Raw genomic sequence first — 12,934 nt, 5'->3', positions numbered from 1 at the left:
GATAAAAAAGGCGCTGATAGCGCCTTTTAAAATAGTTCAAAACTTATATAAAGCTGAGTCTTCACTTTGATATCGATTCAACCTGCCCCAATATATCCAGTGTAGACAACACACCATTTAACTCATTGTCAGAAGTAACAAATACACGGTGAATTTTATCTTTACACATCAAAGCAGCCACAGCTGATAGTGGTGTTGATACATCAACTGAAACAATATGCGGGGTCATGATTTCACTCACCTGATGCAACGTGTGAGTATCACCACTGATCAACCCCAACTGTTCTGGCGATGCGCCATCTAAATTGCTGTAATAGTACTGAGTTGATGGATTTTCTGTAATGGAGTGTGCTCGACTATCAAATTTCAAAATATCGCTATTGCTAACCACACCAACTAAGCTGCCATTATCACCCATTACAGGTGCACCATTGATATTTTGCTGGTCAAAAAACTCTATTAACTGTTTTAACGACCAATATTGAGGAACCGTCAATACGCTTGGAGACATTACTTCGCCGGCTGTTAACCTTGTTAGATCACTCACTGCCAATCCTCTCAGTAGTATTTATCTAGTCTTGCGTTTATCTCACTGGGTAATTATCTAAATAGATCCGATTTCTGAGAATGGAATAAAATCTAAAATATCACCACGTGAAACCCGATGCTGTTCAGGCACTATCAACAAGCCATCAGCCATCACTGCCGAACTAAGTACACCAGAACTTTGACTATGTGCCGGTACAGCCAAAAGCTGCCCATTTTCAGCGCTAACAACGACTCTTAGAAACTCTTTACGAGAAACACCCTTGCTACGATCGAATCCAGCACAAACCTGATAGCGGCGAGGCTCAATCTTTTGTGCCCCTTGCATCTTCAAAAGGTAAGGACGCGCCAACATTAAAAATGTTACTAATACAGCGGAAGGATTTCCTGGTAAACCAATAAAAGGAGTCCCTTTTACTTCGCCAAAAGCTAATGGTTTACCGGGCTTAATGGCCAGTCGCCATAGATCTAAAGAACCCAGCGATTCAACCGCCGCTTTAACGTGATCTTCCTCACCAACAGACACTCCGCCGCTACTAATAATGACATCGGCATTAATAGATGCCTGCGCTAGTGCTTGCTGTGTTGCTTCAGGGGTATCTTTGACAATACCCGGTGTCCATACATCACAGCCAAGGCGTGTTAACAAACCACTTAACGTAAAGTAGTTTGAGTTATATATTTTTCCTTGTGGACAAGGCATCCCCGGCATCACCAACTCATCACCCGTGTTTAATACAGCGACTTTTAAGCGACGATAGACAGATACATCAGCTATACCGACAGAGGCTAATACGCCCAAGTGCTGCGGAGCTAAGATAGTCCCCTGGGCAATAACCTGATCACCTATATTGATATCTTGACCTGCTTTACGAATATGGTCGCCTTTAACGGCCTCCCCAATAAAGCGGACACCCTCACCCTCGATTAAGGCTTCTTCCTGCATAATTACAGTATCAGCACCTTTGGGTATTTCGGAGCCGGTAAATAATCGAACGGCAGTACCACGTTGGATAGCTGATGCCTGGTGACCAGCCGCGACACGCTGCGATATGCTAAAAACCTTCCCTTCTTCTAAGTCTTTAGCACATACCGCATAACCATCCATAGCGCTATTATCTGCCGGAGGAACTGACAAGGTAGAATGAATATCTCTCGCCAACACTCTACCTAGAGCTTCTTGCAACTCAACGACTTCCGTTTCCTGAACACTACGCGCGGCTTCCACTAACTGAGCTAAGCCACTTTCAAAGGGTTGTAACTTGCCGCTATCACACGAGCAGCTCATGAGCGGCTCCCACAGGCCGTCTGTATTTTCGGTAAAACCATTTCTACAAAATTACAAGGACCATGGCGAGCATCTAGCTGCTCTTCAATGATCCGTGTCCACGCAGTCTTACATGCTTTTGGTGAGCCAGGCATACAGAAAATAACTTTTCGATTGGCTATCCCTGCAACGGCGCGAGACTGAATAGTGGACGTACCAATCTCTTCGTAAGACAAGGTACGAAATAGCTCCCCATACCCTTCTACATGCTTATCAAACAAAGGCGTTAGCGCTTCTGGCGTGCTATCACGTGTCGTAAAGCCAGTGCCACCTGTCACTAAGATAATTTGTGTAGCGTCGCATGCAATCCAGTGTGAGACGGCTGCTCGTAACTGGTAAATATCATCAGGAACTATTTTACGTTCCGTACAATGGTGCCCGGCTGCAACTAACAATGCTTCTAACGTATCACCAGACGTATCTGTTTCAAATGTCCGCGTATCTGACACTGTTAATACAGCAATATTTAGCGGCGCAAAGGCCACTCCTTCTTTTGCGTGTCCCATAATTTACTCCACTAGTTACACACTTAAGCGGCCTCTGTTTCAGTATGTCTTACACACGTATATCTACATAAAGTGCTAAGACACGACTAATCAGCGGCTCTAAGTCGTTCAAGATTATTAATAGTTACATCTCTACCACTAACGATAATGACTTCTTCTTTGATCAACTCTCTTAAAATACGAGACAAGGTTTCAGGCTGCATTGCTAACCTTGCCGCAATCAATTGTTTTGCAACGGGTAAGTGAATCCTCATTCCAGATTCAGCATCCTTGCCAGCAAGATCAAGTAAGTAACGACATGCTCGATGCCGAGCATTCTTTAGCGTCAAGGTTTCGATTTCATTCAGGCGGGTATGTAAACGGCGTGATAGTGTGCCAAGAATTTTGAAGCAACTCTGCGGAGATGACTCTAAAATCTGAAGGTACAAGCTACAATTAAAGCCTACAACAGTGGTTTTTTCCAAAGCCTCGGCGTTCACCGGATAACAATTAAGTTCTTCCATAAACATGATCGCTTCTGCCATAGAATGTCCTTCCTCTATCACCTCTATGACTTTCTCCTGTCCATCTTTCGAGAACCTGAAAAGCTTAACGCTTCCAGATACTACGATATAAAAGCGATCAGCTTTCTCTCCTTGAGTGAATAGTTTTTCATGTGCAGATAAATCTATAGGCCGTGCACGCTCGAAAAGTTGCGCTAAATCTTCATCTTTTAATGAAGAAAAAAGCGGATGCACTCTTACTCGATCTAACACTTTAACCCGGATAACTGGATTCATAATTAACCCCCTGTCATGTTCATAAAACGAACAACCTGAGGTTGGTCATCCTGATAAAAAGTATGCTCTTTAGGTTTTTGTTGCATCGCTTCAACAATTGTCTGTTTTAAGCGCTCAGTATCACCTGGGTGGTGTCTTACTATCGCTCTTAAATCAACGGCATTGTCACGGCCCAAGCACAATAACAATTGCCCCTCAACTGTGAGGCGTATACGGTTACAACTGTCACAAAAATTATGGCTATGTGGTGAAATAAAGCCGATACGGGTATCACTTCCTTGCATGCGATAATAGCGTGATGGTCCACCTGTTTTCTCATCAGTTGCATTCAATGCATAGCGTGTTTGAATACGCTCAAGAACTTCATCACTGGAACAAAATGCTTCTTGACGGTTATGTGAACTAACCACGCCCAACGGCATCTCTTCAATAAAGCTAATATCAATATTCAAGTCTCTAGCAAAATCCACTAGATCAATAACTTCGTCGTCATTTCGGCCTTTTAAAACAACAGCATTGAGTTTGATTCGCTCAAAACCAGTTGCCGCAGCGGCGCGGATTCCCGTGAGAACTTGGTCAAGCTTAGCGCGCCGAGTTAATGCTTCAAAACGAAGAGGGTTTAACGAGTCTAAACTGATGTTCAAACGTTTAATGCCAGCTTTTAGCAAAGGCTCTGCATAACGCTCTAGCTGGGATCCATTGGTTGTCATCGTTAATTCATCTAAGCCTGGTAAAGCCCCTAACTTTTCTGCTAACGAAATAATATCGTGGCGTACTAGTGGCTCACCTCCTGTTAAGCGGATCTTTTTAACACCTAATTCACTGAACGCCTGACCAATCGTCGCTAACTCCTCCAAAGAGAGAACCTGGGCTCGCGGAAGGAATTTAATATCTTCAGACATACAATAAACGCAGCGAAAGTCACAACGGTCGGTCACTGACATGCGCAGGTATTCGATACGACGCCCAAAGCCGTCTATCAACTGCGTTTCAGATGAACTGTCAAAACTGTTGTTATTAGTGCTGCCTGTCATAATAATTCTCACCTTTTTCCACTGACTTATATTATGGAGGCCGGACTTCTACTGAAATATACCTAACAGGTGGTAACTCAACGGATTAAAAGAGATAGATGTAACAGTATTAAAGCGTCCAAACGTCAATTTTTCGGATAAAGAATGGAATCGCCTGCAGGTAGCAGGCGAGGTATAGGGGGTGTATTGTTTAACTATTTAGGTGTTCATACAGTAGATGTCAGGAATGTCATCTAAACCGCTAATGTCTACGTTCAGCTCTTTGATAATGCCATCATCAATACTGTATATCCAACCATGTACTGTCAATTCGTGGTCATTTTTCCATGCTCTTTGCACCACCTTACTATGGCAAATATTGGTCACTTGTTTTTGTATGCTCAATTCACATAGACGGTCAACCCGCTTATCTTCATCTGGCTCGGCATTTAATATATCTCGATATTCAAAACCGATATCTTTCAAGTGACGTAACCAGTTATCTATCAGACCAAGATCCTGATTCCCTAGAGCAGCTTTAACACCACCACAACCATAATGTCCGCACACAATAATATGCTTCACTTGCAACACTTCAACAGCATAGTGAAGCACCGACATACAATTTAGATCGGTGTGCAAAACTAAGTTGGCTATATTACGATGCACGAAAAGTTCACCAGGCAACATGCCAACTATTTCATTTGCCGGTACACGACTATCAGAACAACCTATCCACAAGTACTCAGGTTTTTGTTGCTCGGACAACTCTTTAAAAAAACCTGGGCACTGCGATTCCATAAAGCGTGCCCATTGCTTATTGTTATCTAACAACTCTTGTAACATAAGCTATACCTGTTATTGCATCAGCAATGAATCAGCACCTTGAATATCGACACCCTCAATTGAGGCTTGGCCTGCAAGTAGAGATAGATATTGATTAATGCTGCGACGATAAACCTGATCTTTAAGGTAAGTCGCAATGCGGTCTGCCACCATGTTATACGGAAGTGGATCGCCTTCTACACGCTTATCAAGACGTACTATATGGAACCCATATCGACTTTCTACAGGGTGTAAAGCCAGCCCTTCTTCCATTTTGAAAACTTGGCGCTCAAACTCCTGAACGGTTTGCCCTTTTTCCAGCTGGCCTAGTTCACCATTAACTTCTTTAGATGGGCAGTCTGAATATTGCTTCGCTAAATCAGCAAAGCTACCAGGATCTTTTACGAGTGTAGCGATAATAGATTCCGCTTGTTGCGCTGCAAATTCACGCGCTTCCTGATCCTGAGGGTCTGCACCTAACAAAATATGGCTGGCAGCAATCAGCATAGGCGTTTTAAATTTATCTTGGTTTGCAAGAAAATAGCGTTCACACGCTTCTTCATCAGGCGTCGGCTGTTTAACTTCTTCAGCTAATAAAGTGCGAATAAGTGCTTCTTCTTGGTTTTCACCCGTAAGCACTTCTGCCGTTAACTCTAGCTCGCTTGCCCGCTGTAGCATTAACTCTTTTACCACTAAAGCTGAGGCCGCCTTTTGATGAGCCGCTTCTATTGTCTCTGCAGAATGGTATTGCATCTCTTGCAAGATTTCTGCTTCGTCAATCGCTTGGCCATTTACGCTTACCGGTACGAAGTCATCAACAATATCCGACACCGTAATTGAATCGATAAGTTCCATAAGAGTCTCCTTAAAAAAGGGGCGGCGCACCGCCCCTTATAAGCTTTACGTAATAATTAACGTTGACGAACGATTTGGTAGCTACGTGCTAAGTACTTCACAGGAGCACTCCATACGTGTACCAGTCGTGTAAACGGGAACAGTAGGAAGATCGTCATACCCAAGAATATATGCAACTTATAAATGAAGCTAACATTCAATAGGTAATCTGCTGCACCGCCATTGAAGGTCACAATACCTTGTGCCCAACCGGCTAGTAGTAGCATTACACTTCCATCCAAATGGCCAAGTGATGCAAATATTGTGAACAATCCCAGCGTTACCTGAACCATCAAGATCACTAAGATCAAGATATCGGCAGTTGTGCTAGTTGCTCTAATGCGTGGATTGAAGAGGCGACGCTGAAGTAACAACGCGGCTCCAACCAAACATGCAACACCCGCCACACCACCAATCAAGATAGCAATCAGCTGCTTAGTTCCTGCAGACATGAAAGGATCATAAAACGCATGCGGCGTTAACAAACCAACTAAGTGTCCAAAGAAAATAGCAAGCACACCCACATGGAATAGGTTACTGGCGCGGCGCATTCCTACACTGCTCAGCATCTGGCTTGAACCTGTTTTCCAGGTATATTGCTCACGATCATAACGTACCCAGCTCCCTACCAGAAATACAGCGCCGGCAAGGTACGGATAAATGCCAAAGAGCAAGTCATTTAGATAAGACATTATTGTTCTCCTCGGCCCCTCAAGAGCCTGATGGTCCAGTAGGGGTGAACTGTTTAACAGTATCGCTGATATGCAACGGCTGCACCTGATCAAGCTCGCGGCGACGCTGAGTAACAGCATCATTACCACAGTCTTGAGTTGCTGGTTCTGTAAAGCGAACCATCTCCTCTTCCCACACTTTATCAAGTGCTTCAGGCGTATCATCAGCAGCTTCAGTAGCGACTTTTGCAGCCAACTCTTCTCGCTCGACTTCCGCACCTGAAATCTCAATAAGTGCAGTACAAAGCACAGCGTAAGTGCTGTGACGTTGCCCTAGACGAGTCTCTAGCAATGCTAGAATATGGCTCACATCAGCTAACCACTGTTGCACTTCTTCAGCAGGTCGCTTGGACAGATACTCAAGAAACAACGGAATATAATCCGGTAGCTCTTTCGCATCTATCTGAAAACCATTGTCTTCATACACCGCCATCAGATCTACCATTGCCTGACCACGGTCACGGGATTCACCATGCACGTGTTCAAACAACAACAGAGAGAGCGAACGACCGCGATCAAACAAACCAACATAATTATCCTGAGCATCCAGCAGGTCCGTGGTGCACAACTGATTAATAAACTCGATCAGTGGCTCACGCTGCCCTTCGGGCAGCGCTCCATCGGTTTTGATCTCTTCGATCAGCTCCTGTTGTATGTCGAACAATTCGCTACTTGGATAGTCCAGCAGCAAAGAGATCACTTTAAGACTACGCATCTTATCGCTCCCCATCGTTCAACAGTGCAGGATCAACCTGCTGCACACCGCTGATTTTTTTAACCATGGTGACTGTCTGCTTTTTAGCGCCGAACATGTTTGTTTCTTCTTCACCGCCGCCACAACCGTTACCAAATGTGAAACCACAACCGCCTCTTTCAGGGAAAGCATCGTTAGCAAGCTCACGATGGCTAGTTGGGATTACAAAACGGTCTTCATAGTTAGCAATTGCTAAGTACCTATACATTTCCTGTACTTGTGTCTCAGTCAGACCAACATCTTCTAATACTTCAAGATTAATCTTACCTTCCACCTGCTCATCACGCTTATAAGCACGCATCGCTAGCAAACGTTTAAGTGCTAGTCGTACAGGTTTTTCATCACCAGCAGTCAACAGGTTAGCTAGGTATTTAACTGGGATACGTAGTGAATCCACATCAGGGATTGCACCATTCATACCAATAGAACCAGCATCTGCAGCAGACTGAATTGGGCTTAGTGGTGGTACATACCAAACCATTGGTAATGTGCGGTATTCAGGGTGAAGTGGCAAAGCCAGCTTCCAATCAACCGCCATTTTGTAAACTGGAGACTTCTGAGCCGCTGTAATCACGTTATCAGTGACACCATCCAGTTTTGCCTGAGCAATAACTTTTGGATCAAACGGATCAAGGAAAATCTCAAGCTGCTTCTCGTACAAGTCCTGCTCACTACCACTGGAAGCCACTTCTTCAATACGATCTGCATCATACAGAAGCACGCCAAGGTAACGGATACGGCCTACACACGTTTCTGAGCAGACAGTTGGCATACCCGACTCGATACGTGGGTAACAGAAGATGCACTTCTCAGACTTACCACTTTTCCAGTTATAGTAGATCTTTTTATAAGGGCAACCACTGACACACATACGCCAGCCACGACACTTATCTTGATCGATCAGTACAATACCATCCTCATCACGCTTGTAGATCGCACCACTTGGGCAAGATGCTACGCACGCAGGGTTCAGACAGTGCTCGCATAAACGCGGCAAGTACATCATGAAGGTATTCTCGAACTGGCCGTAGATTTCCTTCTGAATATTATCGAAGTTTTTATCTTTCGAGCGTTTAGAGAACTCAGTACCTAGGATTTCTTCCCAGTTTGGGCCCCACTCGATTTTCTTCATTCGCTGACCAGTGATCAATGAACGAGGGCGTGCTACTGGCTGATGCTTACCTTCAGGTGCGTTATGCAAATGCTGGTAATCAAAATCAAACGGTTCGTAGTAATCATCGATTTCTGGCAAGTCTGGATTAGCGAAGATATTCGCCAACACACGCCATTTTCCACCGATACGCGGTTCGATGCTGCCATCTACTTTGCGAACCCAGCCACCTTTCCATTTTTCTTGGTTTTCCCACTCTTTTGGGTAACCGATACCTGGCTTGGTTTCAACATTGTTAAACCAGGCATACTCAGTTCCTTCACGTGAGGTCCAAACGTTTTTACAAGTAATCGAACAGGTGTGACAACCGATACATTTATCAAGGTTTAGCACCATACCTACTTGGGAGCGGATTTTCATTTGGCTGCCTCCTGAGTGTAATCGTTGTCTTCGCCATCTAACCAATCGATATTTTTCATCTTACGAACAATGACAAATTCATCACGGTTAGAACCCACAGTACCGTAGTAGTTAAAGCCATAAGACTGTTGTGCGTAGCCGCCGATCATATGCGTCGGTTTAGGACATACACGTGTAACAGAGTTATGAATACCACCACGAGTTCCGGTTGTTTCAGCACCGGGAACGTTCACGATACGTTCCTGAGCGTGGTACATCATGGTCATACCATCAGGTACACGCTGTGATACCACTACACGACAAGCAATAGCGCCGTTAGCATTAAATACTTCTACCCAGTCGTTGTCTTCGATACCTGTAGTGGTTGCATCACCTTCACTCATCCAAATAATTGGACCACCACGTGATAATGTCAGCATCAACAAGTTATCGGTATACGTTGAATGGATACCCCATTTTTGGTGAGGAGTGATCCAGTTCAGTGCGATCTCTGGATTACCGTTTGGTTTTTTGTTCATCAACGGCTCAACAGATCTTGTGTTGATTGGCGGACGATAAGAAACAAATCCCTCACCGAAATCGCGCATCCACTCATGGTCTTGGTAGAACTGCTGACGACCTGTAACAGTACGCCATGGGATCAACTCATGAACATTGGTGTAACAAGCATTGTAAGACACATGCTCATCTTCTAGACCCGACCATGTCGGTGAAGAGATGATCTTACGTGGCTGTGCTTGCACATCACGGAAGCGAATTTTCTCTTCCTGTTTAGGTTTAGCTAAATGAGTATGGTCAAGACCGGTCATTTCACCCAACGCTTCCCAAGCTTTTACTGCTACTTGTCCGTTGGTTTCTGGTGCTAGACTCAAGATCATCTCGCAGGCATCGATCGCTGTATCCAGCTTCGCTCTGCCTTTATGAATACCTTCTTCAGTGTGCGTCCAGTTAAGTTCTTTGAGGAATTTAACTTCGTCTTTAGTATCCCAACCAATCCCTTTACCACCATTACCGGCAGATTCAAGCAAAGGACCGATCGAGCTAAAGCGTCTGTAAGTATTTGGGTAATCACGCTCAACTACCACGAGATTCGGCATGGAGATACCCGGAACAGGGTCACATTCGCCTTTTTTCCAATCCACAACACCTAACGGCTGAGCAAGCTCACCCGGCGAGTCATGCTGCATTGGAATGGTCACTAGATCTTGTTCAACACCAAGGTGACCTACACATACTTCTGAGAACTTCTCAGCGATGCCTTTATAGATATCCCAGTCAGAGCGCGCTTCCCAAGCAGGGTCAGTTGCAGCAGACAACGGATGTATGAACGGATGCATATCTGATGTATTCAAATCATCCTTTTCATACCATGTTGCTGTTGGCAAAACGATGTCTGAGTACAGGCATGTAGTAGACATACGGAAGTCCAGAGTCACTAGCAAGTCAACCTTGCCTTCAGCTCCTTCGTCGTGCCATACCACATCTTCCGGCTTTTTAGTGCCCGCTTCGCCCAAATCTTTGTTCATTACGCCATGATTAGTACCTAGCAAGTATTTCAGCAGGTATTCATGTCCCTTACCGGACGAGCCTAGTAAGTTAGAGCGCCAGATAAACATGTTACGAGGGAAGTTTTTAGGGTTATCAGGATCTTCACAGGCAAAGTTTATTGCGCCTGATTTAAGCTGATCAACCGTATATTCCTGAGGCGTTTTACCTGCAGCTTCAGCCGCTTTGGTAATGTGTAACGGGTTAAGATCTAACTGAGGTGCTGATGGCAACCAACCCATGCGCTCGGCACGGATGTTGTAGTCAATTAAGCTACCCGTCCATTTAGACTTATCAGCCAACGGCGATAAAATCTCGGTTACATCTAATTTCTCATAACGCCACTGACTTGAGTGGTTATAGAAGAAAGAAGTACCGTTCATATGACGTGGCGGACGCTGCCAATCCAGACCAAAGGCCAGTGGAGTCCAGCCTGTCTGAGGACGTAGTTTTTCCTGACCCACATAGTGAGCCCAACCACCACCAGATTGACCGACACAACCACACATAATTAGCATGTTCATCAGGCCACGGTAGTTCATGTCCATGTGATACCAGTGATTCATACCGGCACCCACGATGATCATGGATTTACCTTTTGTTTTACTGGCGTTATCAGCAAACTCACGTGCAATCTGGATAGCAACATTACGGTCTACACCGGTAATTTGCTCCTGCCATGCAGGTGTATAAGGCGCGTTATCATCGAAGCTGGTCGCTACAAAATCACCACCAAGACCACGATCAATACCGTAGTTGGCCATCATCAAGTCATAAACTGTTACTAATAGTGACTCTGAACCGTCAGCTAACTTAACGCGCTTAGCTGGAAGGTTATGATGAATAATGTCAGAGAAGGTATTGTGCGTGAAGTGTTCGTTTTCTACACCACCGAAATACGGAAAACCTACAGAAGCCACTTCGTCATGGCTATCTAGCAAGCTCATTTTCAATGAAGTAGAACGGCCTTCAAGCCCTTCTTTTTGCTCGATATTCCACTTACCTTTTTCGCCCCAACGGAAACCAATAGAACCATTCGGCACTACATAGCTATCAGTTGCTTCATCGTATGCAACTGTTTTCCATTCTGGATTGTTATCCTGACCCATGTTGCCATCAAAGTCAGAAGCACGGATAAAGCGGCCAGCAGCATACGAACCATCGTCGCGTTGCTCTAGCTGCACCAAAAATGGCATATCCGTATAGTCACGGCAGTAATCAGTAAAGTACTCAGTTGGATTATCAACATGGAATTCTTTCAGAATGACATGTCCAAAGGCCATCGCCAATGCAGCATCAGTACCCTGCTTAGGATTCAACCACTGATCACACAGCTTTGAAACTTCAGCGTAGTCTGGAGTAATCGATACTGTTTTAGCACCTTTATAACGCACTTCAGTAAAGAAATGAGCATCAGGTGTACGTGTTTGAGGAACGTTAGATCCCCAAGCAATAATGTAGTTAGAGTTATACCAATCAGCTGATTCTGGAACGTCAGTCTGCTCACCCCAGGTCATAGGAGACGCTGGTGGTAAATCACAGTACCAATCATAAAAACTCAGACAAACACCACCAATCAACGACAAGTAACGCGCACCAGCGGCATAAGAAACCATCGACATCGCTGGAATTGGCGAGAAGCCAATAACGCGGTCTGGGCCGTATTCTTTAATTGTGTAGGTGTTTGACGCAGCAATAATTTCGTTTACTTCATCCCAAGTGGAACGTACAAAACCACCTTGGCCACGCATTGACTTATACGATGTTGCCTTTGCAGAATCTTCAACAATAGAAGCCCATGCCGCTACAGGGTCTTTGGTCGCACGCGCTTCACGCCACAACTTAATTAAGCGCTTACGAACGGTTGGGTACTTAAGACGGTTAGCGCTGTAGATATACCAAGAGTAACTAGCGCCACGAGGGCAACCACGAGGCTCATGGTTTGGCAGATCAGGACGTGTACGAGGATAATCTGTTTGTTGGGTTTCCCAAGTAATCAGACCATTCTTAACGTAGATTTTCCAGCTACAAGAACCAGTGCAGTTAACACCGTGAGTAGACCGAACAATTTTGTCATGCTGCCAGCGCTGACGGTAACCATCTTCCCATTCACGACTTTCTTTAACAGTTTCCCCATGCCCGTTGGCAAAGGTACCCTGCTTTTTCTTTAAAAATCTCAATCTATCGAGCAAATGACTCATTTTATTCTCTCCTGAAACCGCTAGGTCAGGACGGGGCTATAACCCCGAGCCGTTTTATTGACACGCCGACAAGTAAATTGCCTTGAGCGCATACCGATTTATCCGGTCATAAGGTTGTTCAACGATCCCTGCTGTACAAACCCTATTGCTTACTGTTCTCTCCACAATAACCGCTTTAATGCCCAAAACTTGTTGATACAGATCAACTTTCAAAACATGAAAACAAGTGAATACAGGCAAAAATACCACTTTGGTGATACACCAATAAATCACACTAAATAC

11 protein-coding genes are annotated in these 12,934 nt (G+C 44.7%); all 11 read right to left on the bottom strand.

The annotated features are described in order from the left end of the window. Positions 1-61: 61 nt before the first annotated feature. A complete protein-coding gene (locus QZZ55_RS06205; RefSeq protein ID WP_293266417.1) occupies positions 62-547 on the bottom strand; it encodes a CBS domain-containing protein in 486 nt (161 codons plus the stop codon). A gap of 57 nt (positions 548-604) precedes the next feature. Next, positions 605-1,834 (bottom strand): gephyrin-like molybdotransferase Glp, encoded by a 1,230-nt coding sequence (gene glp, locus QZZ55_RS06200; protein WP_293266415.1) that lies wholly within the window; start codon positions 1,832-1,834, stop codon positions 605-607. Then, the gene (gene moaB / locus QZZ55_RS06195; protein ID WP_293266414.1) at positions 1,831-2,379 is read right to left on the bottom strand and encodes a molybdenum cofactor biosynthesis protein B; all 549 of its coding nucleotides are present in this window, start codon (positions 2,377-2,379) and stop codon (positions 1,831-1,833) included. The genes glp and moaB overlap by 4 nt, the downstream gene beginning before the upstream one ends. A gap of 86 nt (positions 2,380-2,465) precedes the next feature. Beyond that, positions 2,466-3,158: a Crp/Fnr family transcriptional regulator gene (locus QZZ55_RS06190; protein ID WP_293266412.1), complete on the bottom strand. Its 693-nt coding sequence runs from the start codon at positions 3,156-3,158 to the stop codon at positions 2,466-2,468. Between the two features lie 2 nt (positions 3,159-3,160). Beyond that, on the bottom strand, positions 3,161-4,192 hold the full coding sequence (gene moaA, locus QZZ55_RS06185; protein ID WP_293266410.1) for a GTP 3',8-cyclase MoaA: 1,032 nt from the start codon (positions 4,190-4,192) through the stop codon (positions 3,161-3,163). A gap of 198 nt (positions 4,193-4,390) precedes the next feature. Then, the gene (gene can, locus QZZ55_RS06180) at positions 4,391-5,017 is read right to left on the bottom strand and encodes a carbonate dehydratase (RefSeq protein WP_293266408.1); all 627 of its coding nucleotides are present in this window, start codon (positions 5,015-5,017) and stop codon (positions 4,391-4,393) included. 12 nt (positions 5,018-5,029) lie between these two features. After that, on the bottom strand, positions 5,030-5,851 hold the full coding sequence (locus tag QZZ55_RS06175; RefSeq protein WP_293266406.1) for a peptidylprolyl isomerase: 822 nt from the start codon (positions 5,849-5,851) through the stop codon (positions 5,030-5,032). A 56-nt stretch (positions 5,852-5,907) separates the two neighbouring features. Further along, positions 5,908-6,582, bottom strand: a complete 675-nt coding sequence (gene narI, locus QZZ55_RS06170; RefSeq protein WP_293266404.1) for a respiratory nitrate reductase subunit gamma — start codon at positions 6,580-6,582, stop codon at positions 5,908-5,910. Between the two features lie 19 nt (positions 6,583-6,601). Then, positions 6,602-7,336, bottom strand: a complete 735-nt coding sequence (narJ, locus tag QZZ55_RS06165) for a nitrate reductase molybdenum cofactor assembly chaperone (RefSeq protein WP_293266402.1) — start codon at positions 7,334-7,336, stop codon at positions 6,602-6,604. A gap of 1 nt (position 7,337) precedes the next feature. Continuing rightward, positions 7,338-8,906: a nitrate reductase subunit beta gene (gene narH, locus QZZ55_RS06160; protein ID WP_293266400.1), complete on the bottom strand. Its 1,569-nt coding sequence runs from the start codon at positions 8,904-8,906 to the stop codon at positions 7,338-7,340. After that, on the bottom strand, positions 8,903-12,652 hold the full coding sequence (locus tag QZZ55_RS06155; protein ID WP_293266398.1) for a nitrate reductase subunit alpha: 3,750 nt from the start codon (positions 12,650-12,652) through the stop codon (positions 8,903-8,905). Before QZZ55_RS06155 ends, narH begins: the two co-directional genes overlap by 4 nt. Between the last annotated feature and the right edge of the window lie 282 nt (positions 12,653-12,934).

The organism is Neptunomonas sp. (genome assembly GCF_016744175.1).
Classification (GTDB): Bacteria; Pseudomonadota; Gammaproteobacteria; order Pseudomonadales; family Balneatricaceae; genus Neptunomonas.
The sequence above is the reverse complement of the archived record's forward strand: the minus strand, read 5'-3'. Positions and strand labels throughout refer to the sequence as shown.

Coding starts and splice junctions, on each gene's coding strand:
- glp (WP_293266415.1), bottom strand. CDS start 1,834: ATGAGCTGCTCGTGTGATAGCGGCAAGTTACAACCCTTTGAAAGTGGC.
- moaB (WP_293266414.1), bottom strand. CDS start 2,379: ATGGGACACGCAAAAGAAGGAGTGGCCTTTGCGCCGCTAAATATTGCT.
- QZZ55_RS06190 (WP_293266412.1), bottom strand. CDS start 3,158: ATGAATCCAGTTATCCGGGTTAAAGTGTTAGATCGAGTAAGAGTGCAT.
- moaA (WP_293266410.1), bottom strand. CDS start 4,192: ATGACAGGCAGCACTAATAACAACAGTTTTGACAGTTCATCTGAAACG.
- can (WP_293266408.1), bottom strand. CDS start 5,017: ATGTTACAAGAGTTGTTAGATAACAATAAGCAATGGGCACGCTTTATG.
- QZZ55_RS06175 (WP_293266406.1), bottom strand. CDS start 5,851: ATGGAACTTATCGATTCAATTACGGTGTCGGATATTGTTGATGACTTC.
- narI (WP_293266404.1), bottom strand. CDS start 6,582: ATGTCTTATCTAAATGACTTGCTCTTTGGCATTTATCCGTACCTTGCC.
- narJ (WP_293266402.1), bottom strand. CDS start 7,336: ATGCGTAGTCTTAAAGTGATCTCTTTGCTGCTGGACTATCCAAGTAGC.
- narH (WP_293266400.1), bottom strand. CDS start 8,906: ATGAAAATCCGCTCCCAAGTAGGTATGGTGCTAAACCTTGATAAATGT.
- QZZ55_RS06155 (WP_293266398.1), bottom strand. CDS start 12,652: ATGAGTCATTTGCTCGATAGATTGAGATTTTTAAAGAAAAAGCAGGGT.